Below are 23,324 nucleotides of genomic sequence, written 5' to 3'. Positions count from 1 at the left end.
GAGTTTTCGCCTGCGGCGAGTCACTTTTCTTGACGCAAGAAAAGTAACCAAAAGAACATGCCCCGGAGTTTGCGCCGGACTATCGCAAAAGAAGAAGCGCGATAGCCCGGTGCCCTGCGCTTCTCGCTCGTGGCGGGGTCTGAAGACAGGCCATCCCTGGCCTGTCTTCAGACGCTTCGGCATCCTGCCTCGCCCGGCGCGAACACACGCGCCGGCTGATGCCGCCACGAGCTGTGATGCTCGGCGCAAACTACGGGGCGGAAAATCAAAAGCAAGAAGCCACAGCAACATCAAAAGCGTCACCACTCCACCCTCGTCATTCCCGCGAAAGCAAATCCAGAGCCCAAGCGCCGCACTCCGCTACCTACCCCTCACCCTGGCCCTCTCCCCCAAGGGGAGAGGGGACGAAAGGTGATCCCGCGGTCGTCTCAGCTCTTGCCCCGCCTCGCCGCATCCCGCAACGCCACCATCAAATCCCCCACGAACTTCCGCGTCGGCGCATGCGTCAGCTTGCCTTCGGCGTCGAAGCGCTCCTGTGCGGTTCCGACCATCACTTCCGGTTTGTTGATGAAGCGGAGGTCCAGGTAAACGCCGATCTGGCGCAGATGGTATTGCGCCCGCGCGGTGCCGAGGAGGCCCGCGCTGGCGCCGCAGATGGCGGCGGGCTTGCCGGCGAAGGGCTGGTCTTTCAGGCGGGATACCCAGTCGATGGCGTTCTTCAGCACGCCGGAGACGGAGTAGTTGTACTCCGGCGTGGCGAACAGCAGGCCGTCGGCGGCACGGATGCGTTCACCCAGGTTCTGCACGGCTTCGGGGAAGCCCTGGACTTGCACGTCGTGGCTGTAGAGCGGGAGCTGCGAGATGTCGGCGATGTCGAGTTGCAGGTCCGGCGGGGCCAGTTCCTTTGCGGCGCGCAGCAGAGCGGTGTTGAAGGAGGCCTTGCGCAGGCTGCCGGAAATGCCAATGATCCTGATGGTGTCGGCCATGGATGGGGCGCCTACTGCTTGAGCGTGGCGAGATCGATGACGAAGCGGTACTTCACATCACTCTTCAGCATACGCTCGTAGGCCTCGTTGATCTTCTGTATCGGGATCATCTCGATGTCGGAGACGATGCCGTGCTCGGCGCAGTAGTCGAGCATCTCCTGCGTTTCCTGGATGCCGCCGATGAGCGAGCCGCCGAGCTGGCGCCGCTGGAAGATCAGGTTGCCGACCTTGAGGCTGGGATCGGCCGGCGGCACGCCGACCAGGGTCATGGTGCCGTCGCGCTTGACCAGGTTGAGCATGGCGTTGAGATCGTGCGGCGCGGAAACGGTGTCGATGATGAAGTCGAAGCTGCGCGCATGCTTCTTCATCTCGTCCTTGTTGCGCGACACCACCACCTCGTCCGCGCCGAGGCGTTTCGCATCCTCGGCCTTGCCGGGCGAGGTGGTGAACAGCACCACGTGCGCGCCGAAGGAGTGGGCGAATTTCACCGCCATGTGGCCCAGGCCGCCGAGGCCGACCACGCCCACCTTCTGGCCCCTGGATACCTTCCAGTGGCGCATCGGCGACCAGGTGGTGATGCCGGCGCAAAGCAGCGGCGCCACCGCTGCCAGGCTCAGCTTGGGCGAGATGCGCAGGGTGAAGGCTTCGTCGACGACGATATTGTTGGAATAGCCGCCGTAGGTGATGGAGCCGTCTTTCGCCTTCGCGTTATAGGTGCCGACGAAACCCTTTTCGCAATACTGTTCCAGGCCATCGCTGCAGCTCGCGCAGCTGCGGCAGGAATCGACCATGCAGCCGACGCCGGCAAGATCGCCGGGCTTGAAACCCTTCACCTGGGCGCCCACCTTGACCACCTTGCCGACGATTTCGTGGCCCGGCACCATCGGAAAGATGCCGCCGCCCCATTCGTCCAGCACCTGGTGCAGGTCGGAGTGGCACACACCGCAGTATTGAATCTCGATCTGCACGTCATGAGGACCGGGCTCGCGCCGTTCGAAGGTGAACGGGGTCAGCGGTGCTTTCGCGCTATGGGCGGCGTAACCTAGGGAAGCGGGCATGGGCATGCTCCTGATCTGCAAGAAATTCCGGCCTGGCGGTGTGACGGCTTCGGGCCGGGGCGGGGCGGCGAAGAGAGGTATAGAGTAACGCCGCCAAGGCGGAATCCGCACCTTTGCCCGGTGCGATGGTCCAATCGCAACCACGGTTGCGATCCATTCGGTATCCAATTAAGGATGAGCAGATGATCGGTTCACTGTTTGGCGGCAGCCTCAAGATCAGTCCGAAGAATTTTCCGGACCCGGCCTATGACGCGCCCTTGCAGGCGGCGCCCGGGCGCGAGCTGGCGGTGCTTGCCGGCGGCTGTTTCTGGTGCGTGGAAGCGGTCTACCGCGACTTGGAAGGCGTGCTCGAAGTGGTCTCCGGCTATTCCGGCGGCAGCGAGGAAACGGCGGACTACAAGAGCGTCTGCACCGGCAGCACCGAACATGCCGAGGTGATCCAGATCGCCTACGATCCTTCGCGTCTGAGCTTCGGCAAGCTGCTGAAAATCTTCTTCTCGGTGGCGCACGATCCCACCCAGCTCAACCGCCAGGGCAACGATGTCGGCACGCAGTACCGCTCCGCTGTCTTCTACGCCAACGACGAGCAGAGGCTGGTGACCGAGCGCTACATCCGGCAGCTGGACGCCGCCGAGGTATTCGGGCGGCCCATCGTCACCCGCCTGGAGCCGCTGGAGCAGTTCTTCGAGGCCGAGGCCTACCACCAGAACTATGCCGAGCTGCATCCCGACCAGCCGTACATCGCGGCGGTGGCCCTGCCCAAGGTCGAGAAGTTACGGCAGTATTTCGGGGACAGCCTGAAAAAATCGTAGGTCGGTTCAAGGGGCGCGCCAGCGCCCGGAACCGACATGCGGTGTCTCCTGAAAGAGCGCTGTCGGCTCCGTTGCGCTTGAGCCGACCTACATTCGGATCGAATGGAGATTGAGGATATGGAAAAGCGTCGCATCGGTGCCCTTGAAGTTTCGGTGGTCGGCCTGGGCTGCAACAACTTCGGCCGCCGCATCGACGAGCCCGCCAGCGCCGCGGTAGTCCATGCCGCGCTCGACGCGGGCGTGAATTTCTTCGATACCGCCGACATCTACGGCAGCACCCGCAGCGAGGAATTCCTCGGCCGCGCGCTGGCCGGCCGGCGCGCGCAGGCCATCATCGCCACCAAGTTCGGCATGGCGGTGGACCCGCAGCGCCAGGGCGCGAAGCCGGACTACGTGCGCCGCGCGGTGGAAGACAGCCTGCGTCGCCTCGGCACCGACTACATCGACCTGTACCAGCTGCACAAGCCCGACGCCGATACGCCCATCGCCGATACCCTGGAGGCGCTGGACGGCCTGGTGCGCGCCGGCAAGGTACGCGAAATCGGCTGCTCGAATTTCTCCGCGGCCCAGCTGCGCGAAGCGCAGCAGGCGGTGAAGGCCGGAGCCGCCTGCTTCGTCAGCGTGCAGAACGAGTACAGCCTGCTGCACCGCGAGCCGGAAGCCGAGATGCTGCCCGAGTGCGCGCGCGGCGGCGTGGCCTTCCTGCCGTATTTTCCCCTGGCCAACGGCCTGCTCAGCGGCCGCTTCAAGCGCGGCGAAGCGGCGCCCGCCGGCAGCCGTTTCGAACCCGGCGCCTGGGGCGCCGGTTCCTATACCGACGTCAACCTGGCCGCGGTCGAATCCCTGCGGCACTTCGCCGCCGCCAGCGGCCACACCGTGCTGCAACTGGCGTTCTCATGGCTGTTGGCGCATCCCGCCGTGTCCTCGGTGATCGCCGGTGCGAGCAAGCCGGCGCAGGTGCAGGGCAATGCCGCGGCCGTGGCCTGGAAGCTCACCACCGACGACCTGGCGGAGATCGACCGCCTGCTCGCCAGCCACCAGCACGGATAGGCCGCCAGCCGATTGCCGGCGAGGGGCCTCTAGTCTTCGATCTTGCTGCGCAGCGCCTTGGTCCGGGCGCGCAGCGTCTTGCCTTCCAGCCGCTTCTGCTGCGAGCCGCGCGTCGGCTTGGTCGCCCGGCGCTTGCGCGGCACGATGCTCGCCGCGACGATCAGCTCGCGCAGCCGCTCCAGCGCATCGTCGCGGTTCTGTTCCTGGCTGCGGTGCTGCTGCGCCTTGATCACCACCACGCCTTCGCGCGTGATGCGCTGGTCGGCCCGCTGCAGCAGCCGCTCTTTCAATTCCTCCGGCAGCGAAGAAGCACGGATGTCGAAGCGCAGGTGGATGGCGGTGGAGGTCTTGTTGACGTTCTGCCCGCCCGAGCCCTGCGCGCGCATGGCGCTGAGCTCGATCTGTTCGAGCGGCAGGCTGAGTCTGTCGTTGATCTGGAGCACGGCAACGGTCGGCGCGGCGGGGAGTTGCGCCTATTCTGAGGCTTCAGCCGCTACACTGCATGCCGACCCGACTACCGCCGCGCCGCCGCCATGGACGAACCCCGCCTGATCGAGCTGGAAACCAAGCTCGCCTACCTGGAAGAAACCCTGCAGGTGCTCAACCAGGTGGTGGCGCGCCAGCAGAAGCAGATAGACCAGCTCGAGGCCACCTGCCGCGAGCTGCTGGAGCGTGCCCGCAACTCGGCTGACAGTGTGTTTCGCGGCACCGCCGCCGACGAAGTGCCGCCCCACTACTGAGGCGGCGTTGCAGCGGGGTGTGCTTACTTGACCGACACCGAAATCTGGAAAGTCTGCGCCGGGGCGGCTCCCTTCTCCCAGGGACGTGAATAAGCCAGCTGCAGCGTGGTTTGCCCGGATGCCACCGCCACGAAAGCCAGGCTCTGTACGCCGGGCACGCCGACCATTCCGGGCGGTGCATCATTCTGCTTGTAGCTGGAACCGGTGGGCTTGATCACCGCCGCGTCGACAGCACGCACTTCCCAGTTGTAACCGGTGCTCACATTGCCGTTCAGATTGACCACGAGGTTGCCGCCGACGGCGAGTTGCACCGCCTGGCCGGCATCCTTTTCGGTAACGGTGAGCGTGGTCGGCGCGGGCGACTGTGTGGGACAGCCGGCGCAGAGCGCGGCGGCAAAGGTCACGGCGATGGTGGAAATGAGGCGCATCATGGTGGAACCCCCTGGCGATTCGATGAGTCGAAGTGTCATCGTTGGCCGCATCATGGGCGCGCCGCAGCCGGAATACTGAGCCGCAGCGCACATCGGGCCGGGCGGAGGCGGGATTAATCAAAGGCTCCCCAGGTTGTATCCTGTACGACGATGACCACGATCCAGCTCGAACAATTCATCCTCGCCCCGACCCTGGCGGTGTACGACTACGTCACCCGCCCGGCGCGCTGGAAGGAATGGCACCCGGCCTCGCTGGGGGCGCAGGAGCACGCCGCCGAATCCCTCGCCGCCGGGGCCCGTTTCGAGGAGGACATCCTCTCCGCCGGCATCAAGCGCCACCTGCGCTGGACGGTGGAAGAGGCCGAGCCCGGCGTGCGCTGGGCCGCCAGCGCGGTGATGGACGACGGCAGCACCGTGCACCTGCTGTACCGCTTCGAAGGGCGCAACACCGGCATGAACTTCACCCGTACCCTGCGCTACCACGTCAAGCCGCTGCACCTGCGCATCGTCAACGCACTGTTCATGTGGCGCAAGGTACAGGCGGAATCGCGCCTGGCGCTGAGCAACCTGACCCGGCACTTCGGCGGCAAGCGCTGAGCGGCGCGTTTGTTTCAGGGCAGCAGCTTGCTGCCGCCGCCGGCCAACAGTGCCGCTTCCATCTTTTTCCAGCGCAACAGTTCGCGCTGGTAAATGCGCAATTCGCAATCGGCGCAGCCGCCACCGCAGCAGTCGTAATTCTGGGGCGGCTGCGGCTTGGGCGGCAGGGTGTCGGGGCTGTCCGGCATGACTGAAGCGGCGGGTATCGAGGGCAAATCTTAGCGCGCCGCCCCGGCGTGCGTGTTGAATCCCCGGGTTTTGCCCACATAGCGGGAGCTTATGAACATCCCCCTGTCGGTACTCGATCTTGCGCCGGTGCCGACCGGCACCACTCCCGCCGAAGCGGCGCGCCGTACCGTGGACCTGGCGCAGCTGGCCGATCGCCTCGGCTACGCCCGCTACTGGTTCGCAGAGCACCACAGCATGGCCAGCGTGGCCAGTTCCGCGCCGGAAATCCTCATTGCCCATGTCGCGGCCGCCACGCGGCGCATCCACGTCGGCTCCGGCGGCATCATGCTGCCCAACCACGCGCCGCTGCGCATCGCCGAGGCCTTCCACACCCTGGAAGCCCTGCATCCCGGCCGCATCAACCTGGGCCTGGGCCGCGCGCCGGGCTCGGAGCCCGCCGCCAGCCGCGCCCTGCGTGCCTTCGACGGCGAGCAGTTCCCCTCCCACCTGTCGGAAATGCTGGCCCTGTCCAAGGGCGAGCTTCCGTCCGGGCATCCGTTCCGCCGCGTGCGGGTGATGCCGGAGGGCGTGACCCTGCCGCCGATCTGGCTGCTCGGCTCCAGCGGCGCCAGCGCCCGCATGGCCGGCAGCGCCGGCATGGGTTACAGCTTCGCCAGCCATTTCAGCCCCACCCCGGCCGGGCCGGCCTTCGCCGCCTACCGGCAGAGCTTCACGCCTTCGGCGCAGTTCGCCAGGCCGCATGCCATCCTCGGCGTCGCCGTGGTCTGCGCCGAGACCGAGGAACAGGCGCAGCACCTGGCCCTGACCATGGAGCTGGCGCGCCTGCGCATCAACCGCGGCGAGTTCCTGCCCCTGCCCAGTCCGGAGGAGGCGCTGGCCTATCCCTACACCGAGGGCGAACGCGAAGCCGTACGGCATTTCCGCGACATGACCATCGTCGGCACGCCGGACTCGGTGCGCGCCCAGATCGAGGCCAAGGCGCACGATACGGGTGCCGACGAGGTGATGGTGGTGACCAATGTGCACGGCCACGCCGAGCGCCTGCGCTCCTATGAGCTGCTGGCGGCGGCTTTCGGCCTCGACGCCGCGGCGGGACCGGCATAGCGGGGAACGCCGCGCGGCCGGGCTGGGCGGGAACCTTGGGTGGAAAAGCCGGGTCCCCTATATGCGCCGAAAGAAAAAGATGAAAGCATTGCCCGCATGAGCCCCCGCATCGAACCGACCCTGGAACCGGCCAGCACGCAGACCCTGCGTGTCGATCCGGCGCATCGCGTCGGCCGGCCGCCGCCCCCCGGGCCAATCGCCCCGCCGTCGCGGGGCCCCTCGGTCCTGTCCTGGATCTTCGGCCTGCTGCTGGCCTGCATCGTCCTGGTGCTGGCGGCCATCGTCGCCCTGCGCTGGCTGCCGCCGCCGATCAGTTCCTACATGCTGCAAAGCCCGACCAAGCCGGTGCAGTACCTGTGGGTGCCCTCGGCCAACATCGCCGACACCGCGCGCCGCGCCGTGGTGGCGGCGGAGGACCAGAAGTTCTGGACCCACCAGGGCTTCGACCTCGACGCCATCCACAAGGCGCAGCAATACAACCAGGATCCGCGGCATCACCGCCGCGGCGCCTCCACCATCAGCCAGCAGACCGCCAAGAACCTGTTCCTGTGGCCGGGCGGCTACGTGCGCAAGGGCATCGAGGCCGGCCTGACCGTGCTGATCGAAAAGATCTGGGGCAAGGACCGCATCCTCGAGATGTACCTCAACATCGCCGAATTCGGCCCCGGCATCTACGGCGTGGAAGCCGCGGCGCGCAACTACTTCGGCAAGCCCGCCTCCGCGCTCACGGCGGAAGAAGCGGCGCGCCTGGCCGCGGTGCTGCCGAATCCGCGCCACTGGAGCGTGCGCGCGCCCGGCGCCTACGTGCAGACGCGCGTCGCCTGGATCCTGGGGCAGATGGGCTACGGCACGCGCGATGCGCCGCAGGAAGAGCCGCTGCCGCCGCCTGCCGAGTCCCAGGGGATCGACAACGACGATGGAGACGCGGCTGCCCAGGCCGCACCGCCGCCGCAGACCGCGCCAACCGAGTCGCCAGCTCTTCCCGCCGCGGCCCCCACGGCTGCCGGTGAACCGCCGGCCCCGGCTCCAGCCCCCGATGCGCCTTCCCCCGGCACCGACGCGGCCCACGATGCCGCCGTTCCCGCCGAGGCATCGCCGCCGCCGACGGACAAGCCGCCGGGCTGAAGCGGCCGCTGGCGGTCACTGCCCCGCTCGGGTAACTTGGCCCCGCCGATCGCGGCAATGGGGCGGGGGCAGGCAATGCGACAGATCTACATCACCGGCCACGGCGGCCCGGAAAAGCTGCAACTGCGCGAGTCCGCCGACCCGCAGCCGCAGGCGGGCGAAGTGCGCATCCGCGTCCGCGCCAGCGGCATCAACTTCGCCGACATCCTGGCGCGCAAGGGCCTGTATCCCGATGCGCCCAAGCTGCCTTGCGTGGTGGGCTATGAAGTCTCCGGCGTGGTCGACGCCGCAGGGCCCGGCGTCGCCGAGGACTGGCAGGGCCGCGAAGTGTTCGCCCTGACCCGCTTCGGCGGCTATTCCGACACCGTGGTGGTGCCGTTGCCGCAGGTGTTCAACAAGCCGGCCGCGCTCACACATGAACAAGCCGCCGCCATTCCGGTGAACTACCTCACCGCCTGGCAATTGATGGTGGTGGTCGGCTCGCTGTCGAAGGACGAGTCGGTGCTGATCCACAACGCCGGCAGCGGCGTCGGCCTCGCCGCCATCGACCTCGGCCGTCACATCGGCGCCAAACTTTACGGCACCGCCAGCACAAGCAAGCACGATTTCCTGCGGGAACGCGGCCTGCATTACCCCATCGACTACCGCGGCGCCGACTGGAGCCCGGAGCTGGACCGGCTCACCGAAGGCCGCGGTGTCGAACTGATCCTCGATCCGCTCGGCGGCGCCCACTGGAAGAAAAGCTACAAGGCCCTGCGCCACACCGGACGCCTCGGCATGTTCGGCATCTCCACCGCCTCCGAATCGGGCCTGATCCGTCCGCTGGCCTTCCTCAAGCTGGCGCTGAGCCTGCCGCTGTTCAACCCGGTCGGCCTGATGAACGACAACCGCTCGGTATTCGGCGTCAACCTGGGCCATATGTGGCACGAGAACGGCAAGATCCGGCCGTGGATGGAAACCCTGCTGCGCGGCGTCGCCGAAGGCTGGGTGCGGCCGCACGTGGACAAGACCTTTCCGCTGGCGCAGGTGGGTGAAGCGCACAGCTACATCGAGGCGCGCAAGAATATCGGGAAGGTGGTGTTGGTGCCCTGAGCCCGAGAGAGCCAAGCCGCGACTTCGGACAGAGAAAACTCCGGAGTACCGAGCTTGACGATGGAGTCAGGGAAGGTATGAAGTGTCACATTGCGGGCATGAATGCCTGACCCGATTGAGTCCCTCACGCCCTTCTTTGACTTCCCGTCCGTCAATATCTACTCTTTTTTCGGCGGCGGATTCTTCAAGCTGGCAGGCAAGTCCTCTGTACGTAGACTTCTTGCCTCTCCGGGGTTACCCCGGGGTTGGTTCCTGATGGTGGCAAAATCGTCCCACGAGCGGGTCTGCACGAGGTGCAGTGCGGCTCGTGGACAACGCGACTGGTTGGAGAATCTCGCTGCTTTCCATGGTCGGATTTCGATAAGCCTATGACGCCTCGGGATCAAGTCGCGGAAGGGCTTGCCGACGCCTTGCTTGCCGGACCTTCAAGCGTTGACGATCTAGCCGCGAGGGCAGCGGAAGCGCTTGGCCGGAAACATCGCTGGATACGGCCATTCGCCAGGAGGGTATTCAAGCGATTCGGTGCAGCGCTTGCTCACGCCCAGCGTGGGGAACTGATCGGCTTCATCCAGACCGATCCCGGTTATTGCAAGGCCTGGAAGGCTGCCGGAAAACTCCGCATCCGCCGCTATTTTTTCGGCGTGCCGTCCATGGGGCCGCGCCCCGGCGCATTGGCCCGATGTGTCCTTCCTGAACTCCCCACGTCGGCAGACCTGGCCGCGTGGCTAGGCATCACCATTCCCGAACTGGAGTGGTATGCAGACCTGCGCGGCATGATCGGCTCATCCGACGGAGCCCTTTGCCACTATCACTACAAATGGATACCCAAGCGGCACGGTGACTACCGCCTGATCGAGAGTCCCAAGCCCAGGTTGTCCGCGATCCAGACCAGGATCCTGCGCGAAATTCTCGATCTCATCCCCACGCACGAGGCGGCGCATGGCTTTCGTCGCGGCCGCTCCTGCCTGACCTATGTCGCGCCACACGTAGGAAAACTCGTCGTGTTGCGCATGGATTTGCACAATTTCTTCGGCAGCATACCGTTCGCACGCATCAATGCCCTCTTCAAAACCCTCGGCTATCCGGAAGAAACCGCCAAATATCTGGCAGGGTTGTGCACCAATCGTCTGCCTGCTCGCGTCGCCCTGAAGATTCCCGGCGCCGATCCCGGATTTGTATTGCCCTGGCCCGAGTGCAAGAAACTCAACGAGCGCCATCTCCCACAGGGAGCGCCGACCTCCCCCGCACTGGCCAACTTATGCGCGTTGCATCTCGATTTCCGGCTGGCCGCGCTGGCCAGCAAGGTGAATGCCGATTACACGCGTTACGCGGACGATCTTGCGTTCTCAGGCAATGAAGGGGTGCGCCGCAAAATCGGGGATCTCAGCACGACCATCGCCGCTATCGCACTGGCGGAGGGGTTCGAGGTGAATTTTCGAAAGACGCGCGCCATGCACAAAAGCGACCGTCAGATCTTGACCGGCATCGTGGTAAACGAAAGAGTCAACATGCAGCGCAATGAGTATGATCGCCTGAAAGCAACCTTGTACAACTGCCTGCGCTTCGATCCGGATTCGCAGAACAGAGAGGGGCATCGCGACTTCCAAGCGCATCTCCTGGGACGGGTCAATCATTTGAAGAACCTGAACCAGCGGCGTGGGGCCAAACTCCAGGCGCTTCTGGAACGCGTAGAGTGGCAAGCCGGCGCGGGATAGACGGGATGAGCGTTTGCTTCGTGACCGCGAGTTCCTGCCGCATCGGCGCGCCCGGTGGCCGGGAACGACAATTCCCTGTTATCGTCGATGCAGCCTACTCATAGATGAATTCAGGAGTGTCGTGATGACGATAAACACAATTGCGGATTGGCATCGCGTGGTGAAGACCAGGGATGTCGCCGGATTGAACACGCTCCTGGCCGATAACGTCGTGTTCCATTCTCCGGTCGTGCATACGCCCCAGGTCGGGAAGGCGGCCACGCGCCTGTATCTGGCCGCGGCGCTCGGCGTCTTCTTCAACGAATCGTTCCGGTATGTTCGTGAGATCATCGCTGGCAACGACGCGGTTCTGGAATTCGTGGTCGAGATCGACGGCATCAGTGTGAATGGCGTCGACATGATCACCTGGGATGCCGAGGGGAAGATCGTGGACTTCAAGGTCATGCTGCGCCCGCTCAAGGCCATCAATCTGATTCACCAGAAGATGGGGGCGATGCTGCAGCAGGCGCGGCCCGGATGAAACGAAGTGAAATCCGGGGCTTTGAATACCGGCGTGGTATGGGTATAGACTAAAAACAAATCGGGCATACGGGCGTAGAGACTCGTTGCAGATGCTCTTGGGGAACGGTTGGGGGCGGGCGGGGTGGCTTGGTCAAAATCCTTTTGCGTGCTGTCGGCAACGGCGGCGATTCTCTGCGTGGCCGCTTGCGCCGCACGGGAGGTGACGCCGGTTGCCATGTCGCAGGCAGGCGATGAGCAACTGAATTGCACGCAGCTCAACAACCAACTCGCCGCGAATGCCCGGGATGTGCGCGAACTGCTCAAGCAGGACAAAGCGGTGGAGCGAACGAACGTCGTGGCCGGGGTACTGCCCCTTCCGATGTTGATGGATTTTTCCAACGAGGAGCAGGTGAAAGCAAGGGCGCTCCTGGACCGCAATGAAAAACTTAATTATCTCGCCAAAACAAAGGGGTGCGGTGGACCATGATTGATTCGAAGCTAGCTGTTTTCAGGCTGGGGTTGGGTGTCTGCATGCTTGCGTGCGCCGGCTTGAGCGGGTGCGCCACGCCTGCCGATCCGTCCCACATGGCCGTCGCGGCGGCATCGGCCGATACCAATTTCCCTCCGGCATTGCATCAGGCCATGTGCATTCGGACCGTGAGCGGTGGGGAGGATACGAATCCGCTTTGGCTCTCCAAAGTGAGTAACAAGGATTTCCAGACTGCGCTCATCACTTCGATGGACTCCGCCGGTCTGAGTGCTGCATCGGGTTCCTGCAAGTACCCGGTGGACGTCAACCTGCTCGGACTGTCGCAGCCCAGTATCGGTCTGGACATGAAGGTGACCGTCCACGTGAACTACAAGGTTTACGATACGGCTGGAAATCCCGTGCTTCTGGAGACCCTCAATTCCGCGTATACCGCCACTGTCTCGGATGCATTCGTAGCGGTGACCCGGCTGCGTTTGGCCAATGAAGGCGCGGTGCGCACCAGCATTTCGGACTTCTTCGATAAGCTGAAGGCTGCCAGTCTCTAGTCGTTGCGGCGGATTTGAAGTTTACGTAAGTCGGGTCGTGCTTCGCTTACGGCAGAAGCTCGCAATAGGGCGGGTCACGACCCGCTCTATTGCGTTTCAGACCGCAGCTAGGTTCCCGCCCAGCATCTCGATCAGCCGCCGCTTGGTCGGAATCACCCATTCCCGTTTGAGCTGCGGCGAGAGCAGGCCTTCCGCTTCCAGTTCGTCGCACAGCTTCATCTGGTGCGCCAGGTCGAACAGGTCGAGCTGGCTGGTGAACAGGCCGTCGTCGCCCACTTCGATGAAGGAAATGCCCGGCGTCTGGCGGTAACTGCCGTCGGCGCGCAGTCCGGGACCGCGGTTCCACCAGTGGGTGATGATCAGGTTGTCGCGGGTGGCATAGCGTTCGATCGGAAAGGTCCAGCCTTCCCAGCCCACCCGCATGTCGCGGCCGTAGTGCGTGGCGCGGATCTCTTCGCGGCTGCGCGCTTCCACCAGCATGGTGCCGCCGTACTCGCAGACATAGCGGCAATTCTCCGCGTAGAACGCGTCGGCCAACCAGGACCACTCGTTGCGCCGCGCCGCTTCCTCGAATGCCGCCGTCATCTCGACGGCCCGCGCTTCCAGCCGGGCAGGGGACAGTGCCATCGCCTTCTCCTCGTCGTGTCTTGCAGCGGTCTTCGCCGGTGACGGCGGCTGCGCCGGCCGGGTCCGCTCCTGGCGACGATCTTGTTGGCTGCGGGATGGCGCTACATCGTCCGATCGTACTAGGGGCGCTTGCCTTGATTGGCCGGCGGATCGCTGAACATGAATTCCGTCGCCAGGACCAGGCCCTGTTCCCGCGAGGCTTGTGGCTGGCGCTCTTCCAGTCGCATGTACTGCATGATCCAGCAGGATTCCCAGGAGGCGCCGCTGTCCCTGGAATAGGCCTGTTCGCAACGCGCCGAGGTGCTGCCGATGTGCGACCAGGTCAGGCGCACGCGCACCGGTTGCCCTCCCAGCTCATCGCGCCCTTCGAAAACGCCGGTCCCGTCGTGGAACGCGCCCTGCAGCGGCGACTGCAACAGGCCGCTGGCGCTATCCATGCGGTACAGGCTCCAGCGCCGCATGCGCGGGTCGTAGAGGTGCAGGGTGGTGCCGGTGTACCCGCTGCGTCCGTCCGCCACCAGCTGGTCGATGCAGCCGGTGCCCCGCGGCAGCGGCGTCGTGATGCTGAGCGCTTCGAAAGTCTCCCAGCGTTCCGACTGTTCCAGCCGGCCGGCGAAGCGTACGTTGTGGACGCGATGACGCCCGTTCAGAAAATCGAAATCGCGCGAGCCGTCCCGGACCTGTTCCTGCCGGGCTTCCCGCATCTCTGTCGCCTGGACCACGGGCAATACTCTCCTTGAAGGAACACGTTCTCTTCTTCCCTGACCGCTCCGCCGCGCTTTACATACGTTGCAAAAGGTTGCGCGGCGCGGCGCCGGCTCCGATTGCAGCTTGGATGCAGCCGGCGGGAAATTGGTTTACGGCCGCAAAATCCGGGCTTGTAGGTACCTTATGGTACCGTCCTGGCGCGCCTTGGTCGGCTGTTTGCGGGAAAAGCGGCTCCCGGCAAGGGGCAAGGTCCGGCAGGCCCTGGTTTTGCCGGCAACCCGTCGTTTCGATGGTGGATATTTGCCACCTCCGGGCCGGGCAGCAGGGGAATAGACTGCCCATGTCGTGCGATTCGACGGCATCCGCCGCGGTAGCGGCCGATGCCGCTGAAGGCGAGCTGCAATACCGCCGGGCGGCGCGGCTGTGAAGGCTGCGGAAAATTGCCGGAGGATGCGGGCACGAGTGCTGCATGGCGATTGTCCTGCTGTATAAGCCGCGCCGGTGCGAGGTATTGCGATGTTGAGAATGATTCCCGTGGTGCTGCCCAGCCTGTTCCTGGGCTCGGACCCCGGCGTCCACTACGGCATGTGGATCAAGGTATCCACCACGGTGGTCTGCGACCGCGATTGGTCGGCCATCGCCGTCGCCAGCGCCTACGCCAGCAACGGCGCCGCGGGCGCCCGTGCCGAGCTGGACGAGAGCCACGGCTGCACCACCGCCGCCGGCCTGCTGGTCGGCATCGGCGACCTGGTGTGGTCGCGCAACGGCGTTGCCGTGGTGCGCAACCTGGACCGGGACATCCCCTACGTCATCGTGCTGGCGGATTACGACGAGAGCCGGCGCGACGATCCCTGAAGCGAACGCCGCGCCGTCGGCTCAGGGGTCCGGGACGAAGCGGTTGGGAAAGGGGTTGGGACTGCGCTGCGCCAGGCGCGGTTCGGCGATGATGCCTTGTGCGATCAGCTTGCGGCGCGAATCGTAGAAAATCGAAATGACCTCGTCCGGTACCGCGCTGTCGCGCTCGAAGGTGGTCTCGTAGGCCGCCGAATATTCGCTGCGGCCATGGCCGGTGCCGAGCCGGTCCATCGCTTCCGGCGCCGCCTGGGCCGCGCTGCCGGCCTCGGCAGCCGGCGCGGGCGCGGCACGCGGCCGTGCATCCCGTGACAGTTCCCCGATCTGCATGCAGCAGGGCACCCGCTCGCGGAACAAGGCCACGCCGATCACGCCGACGTCGTCGGGCCGCCCGGTGCGTGCCGCATAGCTGTCCGGCAGCGCGGTGAAGTAGAACGCGGCGACCCGCTGCAGGCTCTTGCGCCAGCCGGCGATCGCCAGCGAGCCGTAGCCATCCAGCACGTAGCCGTCCTGGTCCGGCGCGGCGGTTTCGCCGCTGAGCACATTGACGCCGTCGACGCTGCCCACCGCCAGCAGGCGTGCGCCGCTGTGGCTGCGGATGCGCAGTTCGTATTCGTGGCGCGGCTCGCCCGCCACATAGAGCCGGCCTTCGTGCCGGTACAGTGGGAGCATGATGCCGCTGCTGCGGTCGTAGACCTCGACATCGGCCAGGGTGCCCGCCCGCGCCGGCGGCGCGCAGGCGAAGAGGGCGGCAAGCAACAGCGGCAGCAGGCGGCGCATGGACAACTCCTGGTTTTGGGGGAGCCATCCGTATAAACGCGGCAGTTGCGGAAACGGGGTTAAACGTCCGCCGACGCCCGAACCGCCGCGGCCTCAATCCTCGCCGCTGCCTTCTCCGCCGTCTTCGCGCTTCAGCGCATCGAGCCGCCGCCGCGCTGCCTCGGTGACGGCGGCGTCGAGCTGCTTCTGTTCCCTGGTGCGGCCGAAGCGCACGCGGTTCTCCGCCGCCTGTGCCGCGGCATCGGCACGCGCCTTGCGCTTGCGCGCCTTGTTCAGGTTGATGACTTCGCCCATGTCTGCGCCGCGTCCAGGGAATGCCGCTTATTTTTACGGCATTCCCGCCGCCGGCGCCACGCCCGGCGTTGTGCAGCGGCAGTAGACTGGCCGCACATGGCCACCGACTCCACTATCGCCAATGAAGACCTGCCGCCGCGCCCGCAGCCGCCGCGCGACGAGGACTGCTGCCGCGGCGGCTGCCTGCTCTGCGTCTTCGACCTGTACGAGCGCGACCTCGAACGCTGGGAAGAGCGGGTGGCGCAGATCCGCGCGGAACGCGCCGGAGGCGACACCCGCCCGCAGGGCTAGGCCCGCAGCGGCTAGCGCTGCCCCATGCTGGTATCGCCGAACAGCGCCTTGTACGCGCGCGGCTGCGAGCGCCAATACTGTTTCGGCGCCGCTACCTGGGCGCCCAGCTTCGCGGCGGCGTGCCAGGGCCAGCGCGGGTCGAACAGCATGGCCCGCGCCAGGGCCACCATGTCGGCCTGTCCGGTGGCTACGATCGCCTCCGCCTGCTCCGGCTCGGTGATCATGCCCACGGCGATGGTCGGTATGCCGACCTCGGCCTTGATCCGCTCGGCGAAGGGTACCTGGTAGTTGGGATGCACCGCGATCTGCTGCTGCTGCGACAGGCCGCCGCTGGAGACATGGATGAAATCGCAGCCGCGCCGCTTCAACTCCCGGGCATAGGCCAGCGTCTGTTCCAGGTCCCAGCCGCCTTCGATCCAGTCGGTCGCCGAGACGCGCACCCCCACCGCCTTGCCGGCCGGGAACGCCGCGCGCACCGCCGAGAACACTTCCAGCGGGAAGCGCAGCCGTTTCTCCAGCGAGCCGCCGTAGCCGTCATCGCGACGGTTGGTCAGCGGCGACAGGAACTCGTGCAGCAGGTAGCCGTGGGCCGAGTGCAGTTCCACCGCGTCGAAGCCGAGCCGGTCGGCGCGGCGCGCGGTGGCGGCGAAGGCTTCCCGCACCTGTTCCAGTCCGGCCGCATCCAGCGCCGTCGGCGCGGGCTCGCCCGCCGCCAGCGGCACCGCGGAGGGGGCCAGGGGCTGCCAGCCGCCCTGGCCGGCCGGGATCAGCTGTCCGCCCTCCCAGGGCACGTGGCTCGACGCCTTGCGCCCGGCATGGGCCAGCTGCATCGCCAACCGGATCGGCGAGTACTTGCGGATGGCGGCCACCACCGGCACCAGCGCCTCTTCCGTGGCGTCGGACCACAGGCCCAGGTCACCCGGCGAGATGCGGCCTTCCGGCAGCACGGCGGTGGCCTCGGTGAACAGGATGGCGGCGCCGGACAGGGCCAGGTGCCCGAGGTGCAGCAGGTGCCAGTCGGTGGCCTTGCCGTCCTCGGCGGAGTACTGGCACATCGGCGCGACCGCGATGCGGTTGGCCAGCTCGACCGGGCCCAGCGAATAGGGGGAAAACAGCTTGCTCATGCAGCTCTCCTGGCAGGAATGCGCGCGCACCGGGACGGCGCGCAAGACAAGGTTGGAAGCGATGGACCGCGCAGGCGGAAAATGGTGCCGGGCGCGGGCTGCGCAAGAGGGGGCGGCATAATCCGGGGGTGATCCGCGCCAGTGGGCAAAAACACTTAAAATACCCCCCACGAACGATCGTAATTTCTACAGAGAAATCAAATGGCAGCTGACCTGGAAAACACCCTGTACCTCGAAGTCCCCGCCGGCCGCGTGGTCATCGAGATGCGTCCCGACCTCGCGCCGAAGCATTGTGCGCAGATCAAGGAACTGGTGCGCAAGGGTTTCTACGACGGCATCCCGTTCCATCGCGTGATCGAAGGCTTCATGGTGCAGACCGGCTGCCCGCGCGGCAATGGCACCGGCGGCTCGGGCAAGCACCTGAAGGCGGAGTTCTCCAAGGAGAAGCACCTGCGCGGCGTCTGCTCGATGGCCCGCGCGCAGGACCCGAACTCGGCCGACAGCCAGTTCTTCATCATGCTCGAGAACACGCCCAGCCTCGACGGCCAGTACAGCATCTGGGGCAAGGTGACGTCCGGCATGGAATTCGTCGACGCCATCAAGAAGGGCAGCCCTTCGCGCAACGGCAGCGTCACCGATCCGGACAAGATCGTCAGCTTCAAGGTCGCGGCCGACGTCGCGGCCTGAGGAGACTCCGCATCGCACTGTTGCCAACCGCGTGTTGCGCGGCCAGGTGATGCTGATGTCGATGGCGCCGTAACGCGGCGCGCTATCTCGATCCGCCGGCTGCCGTATTCTCCACGGTTGCCGGCTGGTCGCTGTTGCCCAGCTCCGAGGCGTAGCGCAACTGTGCCACGCCGACCAAGGGATGGGTCAGCGCCGCGTCAGCCGGGGCGCCTTTCACATAGTGGTTGAGGAAGGCCAGGCTGTAGGCCAGGATGGCCCTGCGGTCGGTGGCGTCCGAATTGGTCCAGGCCAGGTGCCCGGCATTGGCGAATTCGACGTAGTACTTCGGCTGCGGCGACTGCTCGTAGCTGCCCTGGGGCTGCGCCACCACCGGCGTGATGGGAAAGTCGTTCTGGCCGCATTCGTACATCACCGGAACGTACAGTCCCGCCAGCGTCTGCTGCACGGTGTAGGGATGGCTGTACGGCGCCAGCGCCAGTACCGCCTTCACCCCCGGCAGCTTCCAGCCCGGCCAGGCACCGGCCAGCCCCAGCGCCGTATAGCCGCCGAGCGAGTGCCCGACCAGGCCCAGGCGCGACCAGTCGGCGCGGTCGCGGAAGCGCTCGTCGTCGTACAGGCCCGCGATCAGGCGCCGCACATCGTCGCCGCGATTGCGGTAGGTCGCCTCGGTCCACTGCTCCGGATGCAGGAACATCATCTCGGTGCCTTCGAACCATGGCGTGGTGCCGCCGTTGCAGGATGCATCGCGGTGATTCGGCGCGAACACGATGTAACCGGCCGCGGCGAAGGCCTCGGTAAGGGAGCGCGACTGCACATCGCAGCCATGCAGGCCGTGGGAGAAGATCAGCACCGGCAGTTTGCCCGGCACCGGTTGATCCGGCGTCCAGGCCGTGACCTGCATGCCCGCCACCTTGAGCGTCTGCTCGCGCGCCTGGGCCGCGCCCATGCAAAGCAAACAAGTCAGCAGGAACAGCAGGCGTAATGGCATCGGTACGAGGCTCTGAAGGCAGGGATCCGCGGCGATTGTCGCCGTCGCGATCTTCATCAGACCGCATCGCCGCGATTTGGTGCCGGTTCAGGCCCGGGGCTTGCGCATCAGCACGAATTCCTCGGCCATGGTCGGATGCACCGCCACGGTGGCGTCGAAGTCGCGTTTGCTCGCGCCCATCGTCACCGCCACCGCCAGTCCCTGCACGATCTCCGGCGCATCCGTCCCGATCATGTGCAGGCCCAGCACCTTGTTGCTGTCCGCATCGACCACCAGTTTCATGTAGCTGCGCTCGTTGCGTCCGGGCAGCACGTTGCGCATCGGCCGGAAGTCGGCTTCGAACACCTGGATGCGATGGCCGTCCTGTACTGCCTGTTCTTCGCTCAGGCCGATGTGGCCCAGCGGCGGCTGCGAGAACACGGCGCTGGCCACGGTGGCGTGGTTGACCGAGCGCGGTACGCCGCCGAATTCGGTATCGACGAAGGCGCGGCCCTCGGCGATCGCCACCGGCGTCAGGTTGAGGCGGTCGGTGACGTCGCCCACGGCGAAGATCGAGGGCACGCTGCTGCGTGAATAGGCATCCACCTTCACCGCGCTGGTCTGCGGATCCAGGGCCACGCCGGCTTGTTCCAGGCCGAGGTTGGCGGTATTGGGCGAGCGCCCCATGGCGTTGAGCACCAGGTCCGCGTGCAGCTGCAGGCCGTCGTTGCCATGGCAGATGTATTCATCGCCCACGCGCTCCAGCCGCACCGGGTGGAAGCCGCGGTGCAGCTCGATGCCGCGGTCTTCCATCGCCTTCGCCAGGCGTTTGCGCAGGTCGCCGTCGAAACCGCGCAAGGGCAGCTCGCCGCGATAGGCCAGCTTCACCGCGCTGCCGAAGCTGTGGTAGATGCCGGCGAATTCCACTCCGATGTAGCCGGAGCCGAGAATCAGCAGGCGCCGCGGCGGCGCGGTCAGCTCCAGCATCTCGGTGGAAGTGACGGCCAGCTCGATGCCGGGAATGTCCGGGCGGTTGGGGGAGCCGCCGGTGGCGATCAGCAGGCGCTGCGCGGTCAGTTTCTCGCCATTGATCTGCACGGTGTGCGGGTCCAGCACCTCGGCGCGTCCGCTCAGCAGCTTCGCGCCGGAGGCCGCCAGCGCCCGCCGGTATTCCAGTTCCAGCCGGTCGATCTCGACATTCTTCGCCGCGGTCAGGCGCGACAGCTCGAACACCGGCGCCTGCGGCAGCTGCCAGCCGTAGCCGCCGGCGTCGGCGAAGGCATCGGCGAACTGCGCGCTGTACATGAAGATCTTCTTCGGCACACAGCCGCGGAGGACGCAGGTGCCGCCGACGCGGCCCGCCTCGCAGATGGCGACCCGCGCGTCCATCGAAGCGGCATAGCGGCTCGCGGACACGCCGCCGGAACCGGCGCCGATGGTGATCAGGTCGTAGTCGTAGGTGGACATGCGCTGGCGTCTGCCTTGTATGGGTTGGTCGGGTGTCGCAGCGATCAAATTGGCGTTCACAGGCTCTAACGCAGGAAATCGGTGATGGCAGCCGCATAGGCCGGGTCGCGGATGATACTGTCGTGACCCGCATGGTCGATGCGGAGGACTTTTGGGGCAGGGGCGAATTTTTCCAGCAGCCGTGCGGTGCTCGCCGCCGGGACGACGCCGTCGTTCTGCGCCTCGAGCACCAGCACCGGGCAGCGCACCTGCGGCGCATAGCGCCAGGACTCGTACTTGTCCTTCAGCATCAGCTGCGCCGGAAAGATCAGGAAACGGGCCTGGGCGATGCGCGCGATGCTGTCGAACGGCGTGACCAGCGCCAGCCGCTCCACCGGGCGCTGCGAAGCCAGCCAGGTGGCGACGCCGCTGCCCAGGCTGCGCCCGACCACGGCGATGTCCTGTTGCCGCGTGCGCACGTCGTCGTAGATCGCCAGCGCATCGCCGAACAGCGCCGCCTCGCTCGGCGTGCCTTCGCTCGCGCCATAGCCGCGGTAGGCCACCAGGTAGACAGTGCGGCCGGCCCCCCAGCGGGCATAGTCCTCGCGCATGTTCTGCACCGCGTCGCCGTTGCCGCCGAAGTAGATCAGGGCGCGGGCCTGGCCCGGGTTCATCACCCAGCCGCGCAGCGTCACGCCCTCGCGTTGCAGTGCGTAGTCGGTCTGCCCTGGCTTCACATGGGTGCCCTGCGGAAAATACAGGAGCGAGCGCTGCTGCAGATCGAGAAGGGCGCCGGCGCCGGCATAGGCCAGGACCAGCAGGCCGGCACTCCAGAGTAGGGTTTTGCGCAGCATCGAAGGCACCATCCAGGCGGGTCTCGTCACGAAAGTTTCAGGTCCGGTACAGGATAATCGACTATCCTGTCGCGCCCCTGTCGCTGGCTGGCACCGCTCGTGCATCACCGATGCGGGCCGCCGGGTGAGCCGCGGCCAGGGAACCCGGATCGTGACACGCGGCTCCAAGGCCGGTGGTAACAACAACTGCGGCACTCTCAGGCGAAAATTTTATGACACGGACGTTGGCGTTTGCGCGCAGCCTGGGCTGCTCCTTGTTGTTTGGACTGGCGGGCTGCGGCAGTTCGTCGCCGGTGTCCCTGCCGGTCACCGGTGCCGCCGACGTGCCCCTGCTGATTCCCACCCCCGGCACCGCCAGCATCGCCGGCACCATCGACCAGGGCGGTGACCAGCGCACCTACATCGGCATCGTGCCCAAGGCGCCGGTCGCCGGCGCCCCCCTGCTGGTGATGCTGCATCCGCTCACCACCACCAATGTGGACATGGCCAACCTGAGCCGCGTCGGGCGCCTGGTGGTCAGCGACGGCGCCGTGGTGGTGCTGCCCCAGGGCGAGAACGAGACCTGGCACGACGATCCCTCGACCACCGGCCCGGACGACGTCGCCTTCATCTCCGCCGTGATCGACCGCATCTCGCAGCAGTACCAGACCGACCCGTCGCGGGTCTACGTGATGGGCTTTTCCCAGGGCGGTTTCATGACCGAACGCCTGGCCTGCGACCTCTCGCCGCGCCTCACCGCCGCCGCCGCGGTGGGTTCCTTGCTGCGCGATACCGTGGCGGCCGCCTGCAATCCCACCAGGCAGATTCCCCTGGCCTTCATCAACGGCACCCTCGACCCGGTCAACAGCTACGGCGGCCAGCCCAACATCGGCACCGAGTCGGCGCCGGCCAACGCCGCCTTCTGGGCGCAGAAGGATGGCTGCTCCACCACTGTACCGACCGTCACCACCCTGCCGGTGACCGTGCTCGACGGCACCTTCATCACGCTGACCGATTACAAGCCCTGCCCCTCGGGCATCGCGGTGAATTTCTACACCGTCAACGGCGGCGGCCATACCTGGCCGGGCTCGCCGTTCCCCAGCAATTTCGGCGTCACCACGCAGAACATGGACGCCACCCTGCAGTTGTGGAAGTTCTTCCAGCAGCCGTCTTGAGCCAGCGATGAGCCTGGGACGGCAAGCGCAGCCGGGTCGCACGGGGCTCAAGACGGACGGCGGGGCTGCACAGCGGTAGTGCGTCGAACCCGCCGCCGATCCCTTCATCCGCCGATCGGATGCGCTCATCACCAAAAGCATTTCCCGCGCCGGCATCCGATTAATCTGCAATCCAGATCAACATCCTCCAGGCGCCGCAGCGTTGCGGCGCTCCTGGCGGGATGCGATGCGCGGGGGATTGCTAGAGATGAATACGGCGAAATTGCGGATCGTTGCCTGCTTTGCGCTGGCCACGGCGGGACTGTCGGCCTGCATGGACAACCGCTACTACGTCAAGACCGACGGCTCGACCGATGTCATGGGCGGCGTGGCGCATCTGGCACCGCCGGTGAAGCCGCCCGAGCCGATCAGCGTCGGCGTCACCTTCAAGTCCGCCGGCAAGGTCTCCCCGTCGGCGGCCGACATCCTGTTCCAGTCGGTCAGCAACGATCTGCGTGCCAAGGGCCAATGGGATGTGCACCGCCTCGGCCGTCCCACCGACGACTTCACGCCGGTGATCACCGCGGTGATCCAGTCGCGCGCCGGCGCCGCCGCGAACCGTACGGTCACGGACGCGATGCAGCGCCTGCTGGTGCTGGTGGAAAACGCGCCTGACCTTTCCGGTGGTACCCAGGTCAACTACTTCATTTCCGGCATGACCTTCGGCCTGCACAGCCTGCACAAGCCCACCGACCGCTACGACGTCACCATCGCCTTCCGCGATGCCATGGGCATGGACCACGTCTACCGCAGCCACCAGGACCTGCTGTTCGCCACCGGCTCCAAGCTGTTCGGCAGCGACGACGAGGGACTGAAAGGCCTCAAGCAGTTCGATAACCCGGTGGCCGCCTTCGACACCATCGTCTCCAACTCCGTCAGCGGCGCGCAGAAGCACAGCATCGCCGTGGGCACGCCGCAACTGGGCAAACCGGATACGCTGCCGCTTCAACCGGCGCAACCCGCCAAGGCTGTCCAGCCCACCCCGCCGGCCAAGCCCGCGGTCAAACCGTGATCGCCCTGCGGAGCTTCGCCCAGGCGCTGTAGGCGCCGTCGATGGCTGGCAGGC

At 66.2% G+C, this 23,324-nt stretch carries 28 protein-coding genes and 1 pseudogene; 16 read left to right on the top strand and 13 right to left on the bottom strand.

Annotated elements, in window-relative coordinates; genetic code table 11:
- Window positions 1-428: 428 nt before the first annotated feature.
- Window positions 429-986, bottom strand: a complete 558-nt coding sequence (locus BP26_RS0119525; protein WP_029922243.1) for an NADPH-dependent FMN reductase — start codon at window positions 984-986, stop codon at window positions 429-431.
- A gap of 11 nt (window positions 987-997) precedes the next feature.
- Window positions 998-2,044, bottom strand: a complete 1,047-nt coding sequence (locus BP26_RS0119520; protein ID WP_029922242.1) for an NAD(P)-dependent alcohol dehydrogenase — start codon at window positions 2,042-2,044, stop codon at window positions 998-1,000.
- 182 nt (window positions 2,045-2,226) lie between these two features.
- Here BP26_RS0119520 and msrA point away from each other — a divergent pair, with 182 nt between their 5' ends.
- Both msrA and BP26_RS0119510 read left to right on the top strand, forming a co-directional pair.
- Window positions 2,227-2,856 (top strand): peptide-methionine (S)-S-oxide reductase MsrA, encoded by a 630-nt coding sequence (msrA, locus tag BP26_RS0119515; RefSeq protein ID WP_029922241.1) that lies wholly within the window; start codon window positions 2,227-2,229, stop codon window positions 2,854-2,856.
- 117 nt (window positions 2,857-2,973) lie between these two features.
- Window positions 2,974-3,906, top strand: a complete 933-nt coding sequence (locus BP26_RS0119510; protein ID WP_211254987.1) for an aldo/keto reductase — start codon at window positions 2,974-2,976, stop codon at window positions 3,904-3,906.
- Between the two features lie 29 nt (window positions 3,907-3,935).
- Here BP26_RS0119510 and arfB read toward each other — a convergent pair whose 3' ends face one another.
- Window positions 3,936-4,349, bottom strand: a complete 414-nt coding sequence (gene arfB / locus BP26_RS0119505; protein WP_029922239.1) for an alternative ribosome rescue aminoacyl-tRNA hydrolase ArfB — start codon at window positions 4,347-4,349, stop codon at window positions 3,936-3,938.
- 90 nt (window positions 4,350-4,439) lie between these two features.
- Here arfB and BP26_RS0119500 point away from each other — a divergent pair, with 90 nt between their 5' ends.
- A complete protein-coding gene (locus tag BP26_RS0119500) occupies window positions 4,440-4,646 on the top strand; it encodes a SlyX family protein (protein WP_029922238.1) in 207 nt (68 codons plus the stop codon).
- A gap of 23 nt (window positions 4,647-4,669) precedes the next feature.
- On the opposite strand, the gene BP26_RS27865 is transcribed toward BP26_RS0119500, so the two are convergent.
- Window positions 4,670-5,077 (bottom strand): protease inhibitor I42 family protein, encoded by a 408-nt coding sequence (locus tag BP26_RS27865; RefSeq protein WP_051749191.1) that lies wholly within the window; start codon window positions 5,075-5,077, stop codon window positions 4,670-4,672.
- A gap of 150 nt (window positions 5,078-5,227) precedes the next feature.
- Here BP26_RS27865 and BP26_RS0119490 point away from each other — a divergent pair, with 150 nt between their 5' ends.
- Window positions 5,228-5,674 (top strand): SRPBCC family protein, encoded by a 447-nt coding sequence (locus BP26_RS0119490; protein ID WP_029922236.1) that lies wholly within the window; start codon window positions 5,228-5,230, stop codon window positions 5,672-5,674.
- A gap of 14 nt (window positions 5,675-5,688) precedes the next feature.
- On the opposite strand, the gene BP26_RS28820 is transcribed toward BP26_RS0119490, so the two are convergent.
- Window positions 5,689-5,862: an oxidoreductase-like domain-containing protein gene (locus BP26_RS28820; protein ID WP_084183250.1), complete on the bottom strand. Its 174-nt coding sequence runs from the start codon at window positions 5,860-5,862 to the stop codon at window positions 5,689-5,691.
- A 91-nt stretch (window positions 5,863-5,953) separates the two neighbouring features.
- Here BP26_RS28820 and BP26_RS0119480 point away from each other — a divergent pair, with 91 nt between their 5' ends.
- From BP26_RS0119480 to BP26_RS26895, 7 genes and pseudogenes are all read left to right on the top strand, one after another.
- Complete coding sequence (locus tag BP26_RS0119480; protein ID WP_029922235.1) at window positions 5,954-6,967, top strand: LLM class flavin-dependent oxidoreductase; 1,014 nt, start codon at window positions 5,954-5,956, stop codon at window positions 6,965-6,967.
- 96 nt (window positions 6,968-7,063) lie between these two features.
- A pseudogene (mtgA, locus tag BP26_RS0119475) lies at window positions 7,064-7,810 on the top strand (monofunctional biosynthetic peptidoglycan transglycosylase); the annotation flags it as partial.
- 357 nt (window positions 7,811-8,167) lie between these two features.
- Window positions 8,168-9,184 carry a synaptic vesicle VAT-1 family membrane protein gene (locus BP26_RS0119470; RefSeq protein WP_029922233.1) on the top strand — a complete coding sequence of 339 codons (1,017 nt, stop codon included), beginning with the start codon at window positions 8,168-8,170 and terminating at the stop codon, window positions 9,182-9,184.
- Window positions 9,185-9,552: 368 nt separating this feature from the next.
- Window positions 9,553-10,899 (top strand): reverse transcriptase family protein, encoded by a 1,347-nt coding sequence (locus tag BP26_RS0119465; protein WP_029922232.1) that lies wholly within the window; start codon window positions 9,553-9,555, stop codon window positions 10,897-10,899.
- Between the two features lie 124 nt (window positions 10,900-11,023).
- Entirely contained in the window at window positions 11,024-11,419 is a 396-nt protein-coding gene (locus BP26_RS0119460; protein WP_029922231.1) for a nuclear transport factor 2 family protein, read from the top strand.
- A gap of 123 nt (window positions 11,420-11,542) precedes the next feature.
- Window positions 11,543-11,887, top strand: coding sequence for a hypothetical protein (locus BP26_RS0119455; protein WP_157572642.1), 345 nt, complete (start codon window positions 11,543-11,545; stop codon window positions 11,885-11,887).
- A complete protein-coding gene (locus tag BP26_RS26895) occupies window positions 11,884-12,435 on the top strand; it encodes a hypothetical protein (protein ID WP_157572641.1) in 552 nt (183 codons plus the stop codon). The genes BP26_RS0119455 and BP26_RS26895 overlap by 4 nt, the downstream gene beginning before the upstream one ends.
- A gap of 96 nt (window positions 12,436-12,531) precedes the next feature.
- Here the strand turns inward: BP26_RS26895 and BP26_RS0119445 are convergent, their stop codons facing one another.
- Both BP26_RS0119445 and BP26_RS0119440 read right to left on the bottom strand, forming a co-directional pair.
- Entirely contained in the window at window positions 12,532-13,062 is a 531-nt protein-coding gene (locus BP26_RS0119445) for a nuclear transport factor 2 family protein (protein WP_029922228.1), read from the bottom strand.
- A gap of 119 nt (window positions 13,063-13,181) precedes the next feature.
- Window positions 13,182-13,784, bottom strand: a complete 603-nt coding sequence (locus BP26_RS0119440) for a hypothetical protein (protein ID WP_157572640.1) — start codon at window positions 13,782-13,784, stop codon at window positions 13,182-13,184.
- A gap of 502 nt (window positions 13,785-14,286) precedes the next feature.
- On the opposite strand from BP26_RS0119440, the gene BP26_RS0119435 reads away from it, so the two are divergent.
- Window positions 14,287-14,625 carry a hypothetical protein gene (locus BP26_RS0119435; protein WP_157572639.1) on the top strand — a complete coding sequence of 113 codons (339 nt, stop codon included), beginning with the start codon at window positions 14,287-14,289 and terminating at the stop codon, window positions 14,623-14,625.
- Window positions 14,626-14,646: 21 nt separating this feature from the next.
- Here BP26_RS0119435 and BP26_RS0119430 read toward each other — a convergent pair whose 3' ends face one another.
- Both BP26_RS0119430 and BP26_RS0119425 read right to left on the bottom strand, forming a co-directional pair.
- Window positions 14,647-15,402 carry a hypothetical protein gene (locus tag BP26_RS0119430; protein ID WP_029922225.1) on the bottom strand — a complete coding sequence of 252 codons (756 nt, stop codon included), beginning with the start codon at window positions 15,400-15,402 and terminating at the stop codon, window positions 14,647-14,649.
- A gap of 93 nt (window positions 15,403-15,495) precedes the next feature.
- Window positions 15,496-15,696 carry a DUF4169 family protein gene (locus BP26_RS0119425; protein WP_029922224.1) on the bottom strand — a complete coding sequence of 67 codons (201 nt, stop codon included), beginning with the start codon at window positions 15,694-15,696 and terminating at the stop codon, window positions 15,496-15,498.
- Between the two features lie 96 nt (window positions 15,697-15,792).
- On the opposite strand from BP26_RS0119425, the gene BP26_RS0119420 reads away from it, so the two are divergent.
- Complete coding sequence (locus BP26_RS0119420) at window positions 15,793-15,987, top strand: oxidoreductase-like domain-containing protein (RefSeq protein WP_029922223.1); 195 nt, start codon at window positions 15,793-15,795, stop codon at window positions 15,985-15,987.
- Window positions 15,988-15,998: 11 nt separating this feature from the next.
- Here the strand turns inward: BP26_RS0119420 and BP26_RS0119415 are convergent, their stop codons facing one another.
- The gene (locus BP26_RS0119415) at window positions 15,999-17,111 is read right to left on the bottom strand and encodes an NADH:flavin oxidoreductase/NADH oxidase (RefSeq protein WP_029922222.1); all 1,113 of its coding nucleotides are present in this window, start codon (window positions 17,109-17,111) and stop codon (window positions 15,999-16,001) included.
- A 201-nt stretch (window positions 17,112-17,312) separates the two neighbouring features.
- Here BP26_RS0119415 and BP26_RS0119410 point away from each other — a divergent pair, with 201 nt between their 5' ends.
- Complete coding sequence (locus BP26_RS0119410) at window positions 17,313-17,798, top strand: peptidylprolyl isomerase (protein ID WP_029922221.1); 486 nt, start codon at window positions 17,313-17,315, stop codon at window positions 17,796-17,798.
- 82 nt (window positions 17,799-17,880) lie between these two features.
- Here the strand turns inward: BP26_RS0119410 and BP26_RS0119405 are convergent, their stop codons facing one another.
- The 3 genes from BP26_RS0119405 to BP26_RS0119395 all read right to left on the bottom strand — a co-directional run bounded on the left by BP26_RS0119405 (window position 17,881) and on the right by BP26_RS0119395 (window position 21,065).
- A complete protein-coding gene (locus tag BP26_RS0119405; RefSeq protein ID WP_169740748.1) occupies window positions 17,881-18,786 on the bottom strand; it encodes an alpha/beta hydrolase family protein in 906 nt (301 codons plus the stop codon).
- 87 nt (window positions 18,787-18,873) lie between these two features.
- Window positions 18,874-20,232: a glutathione-disulfide reductase gene (gene gorA, locus BP26_RS0119400; RefSeq protein WP_029922219.1), complete on the bottom strand. Its 1,359-nt coding sequence runs from the start codon at window positions 20,230-20,232 to the stop codon at window positions 18,874-18,876.
- Between the two features lie 65 nt (window positions 20,233-20,297).
- A complete protein-coding gene (locus BP26_RS0119395) occupies window positions 20,298-21,065 on the bottom strand; it encodes an alpha/beta hydrolase (RefSeq protein ID WP_029922218.1) in 768 nt (255 codons plus the stop codon).
- 212 nt (window positions 21,066-21,277) lie between these two features.
- Between BP26_RS0119395 and BP26_RS0119390 the strand changes: the two genes are divergently transcribed.
- Complete coding sequence (locus tag BP26_RS0119390; protein ID WP_084183248.1) at window positions 21,278-22,219, top strand: CE1 family esterase; 942 nt, start codon at window positions 21,278-21,280, stop codon at window positions 22,217-22,219.
- A 247-nt stretch (window positions 22,220-22,466) separates the two neighbouring features.
- Complete coding sequence (locus BP26_RS0119385) at window positions 22,467-23,270, top strand: LemA family protein (RefSeq protein ID WP_029922216.1); 804 nt, start codon at window positions 22,467-22,469, stop codon at window positions 23,268-23,270.
- Window positions 23,271-23,324: the final 54 nt, after the last annotated feature.

This window comes from Nevskia soli DSM 19509 (assembly GCF_000711955.1).
GTDB lineage: Bacteria > Pseudomonadota > Gammaproteobacteria > Nevskiales > Nevskiaceae > Nevskia > Nevskia soli.
Note: the sequence above shows the minus strand (reverse complement) of the source record. Positions and strands in the feature narration are given on the sequence as shown.

Bases quoted from the DNA above. Each gene is read 5' to 3' on its own strand.
- BP26_RS0119525 (WP_029922243.1), bottom strand. From the start codon at position 986: ATGGCCGACACCATCAGGATCATTGGCATTTCCGGCAGCCTGCGCAAG.
- BP26_RS0119520 (WP_029922242.1), bottom strand. From the start codon at position 2,044: ATGCCCGCTTCCCTAGGTTACGCCGCCCATAGCGCGAAAGCACCGCTG.
- msrA (WP_029922241.1), top strand. From the start codon at position 2,227: ATGATCGGTTCACTGTTTGGCGGCAGCCTCAAGATCAGTCCGAAGAAT.
- BP26_RS0119510 (WP_211254987.1), top strand. From the start codon at position 2,974: ATGGAAAAGCGTCGCATCGGTGCCCTTGAAGTTTCGGTGGTCGGCCTG.
- BP26_RS0119500 (WP_029922238.1), top strand. From the start codon at position 4,440: ATGGACGAACCCCGCCTGATCGAGCTGGAAACCAAGCTCGCCTACCTG.
- BP26_RS27865 (WP_051749191.1), bottom strand. From the start codon at position 5,077: ATGATGCGCCTCATTTCCACCATCGCCGTGACCTTTGCCGCCGCGCTC.
- BP26_RS0119490 (WP_029922236.1), top strand. From the start codon at position 5,228: ATGACCACGATCCAGCTCGAACAATTCATCCTCGCCCCGACCCTGGCG.
- BP26_RS28820 (WP_084183250.1), bottom strand. From the start codon at position 5,862: ATGCCGGACAGCCCCGACACCCTGCCGCCCAAGCCGCAGCCGCCCCAG.
- BP26_RS0119480 (WP_029922235.1), top strand. From the start codon at position 5,954: ATGAACATCCCCCTGTCGGTACTCGATCTTGCGCCGGTGCCGACCGGC.
- BP26_RS0119470 (WP_029922233.1), top strand. From the start codon at position 8,168: ATGCGACAGATCTACATCACCGGCCACGGCGGCCCGGAAAAGCTGCAA.
- BP26_RS0119465 (WP_029922232.1), top strand. From the start codon at position 9,553: ATGACGCCTCGGGATCAAGTCGCGGAAGGGCTTGCCGACGCCTTGCTT.
- BP26_RS0119460 (WP_029922231.1), top strand. From the start codon at position 11,024: ATGACGATAAACACAATTGCGGATTGGCATCGCGTGGTGAAGACCAGG.
- BP26_RS26895 (WP_157572641.1), top strand. From the start codon at position 11,884: ATGATTGATTCGAAGCTAGCTGTTTTCAGGCTGGGGTTGGGTGTCTGC.
- BP26_RS0119445 (WP_029922228.1), bottom strand. From the start codon at position 13,062: ATGGCACTGTCCCCTGCCCGGCTGGAAGCGCGGGCCGTCGAGATGACG.
- BP26_RS0119435 (WP_157572639.1), top strand. From the start codon at position 14,287: ATGTTGAGAATGATTCCCGTGGTGCTGCCCAGCCTGTTCCTGGGCTCG.
- BP26_RS0119430 (WP_029922225.1), bottom strand. From the start codon at position 15,402: ATGCGCCGCCTGCTGCCGCTGTTGCTTGCCGCCCTCTTCGCCTGCGCG.
- BP26_RS0119425 (WP_029922224.1), bottom strand. From the start codon at position 15,696: ATGGGCGAAGTCATCAACCTGAACAAGGCGCGCAAGCGCAAGGCGCGT.
- BP26_RS0119420 (WP_029922223.1), top strand. From the start codon at position 15,793: ATGGCCACCGACTCCACTATCGCCAATGAAGACCTGCCGCCGCGCCCG.
- BP26_RS0119415 (WP_029922222.1), bottom strand. From the start codon at position 17,111: ATGAGCAAGCTGTTTTCCCCCTATTCGCTGGGCCCGGTCGAGCTGGCC.
- BP26_RS0119410 (WP_029922221.1), top strand. From the start codon at position 17,313: ATGGCAGCTGACCTGGAAAACACCCTGTACCTCGAAGTCCCCGCCGGC.
- BP26_RS0119405 (WP_169740748.1), bottom strand. From the start codon at position 18,786: ATGCCATTACGCCTGCTGTTCCTGCTGACTTGTTTGCTTTGCATGGGC.
- gorA (WP_029922219.1), bottom strand. From the start codon at position 20,232: ATGTCCACCTACGACTACGACCTGATCACCATCGGCGCCGGTTCCGGC.
- BP26_RS0119395 (WP_029922218.1), bottom strand. From the start codon at position 21,065: ATGCTGCGCAAAACCCTACTCTGGAGTGCCGGCCTGCTGGTCCTGGCC.
- BP26_RS0119390 (WP_084183248.1), top strand. From the start codon at position 21,278: ATGACACGGACGTTGGCGTTTGCGCGCAGCCTGGGCTGCTCCTTGTTG.
- BP26_RS0119385 (WP_029922216.1), top strand. From the start codon at position 22,467: ATGAATACGGCGAAATTGCGGATCGTTGCCTGCTTTGCGCTGGCCACG.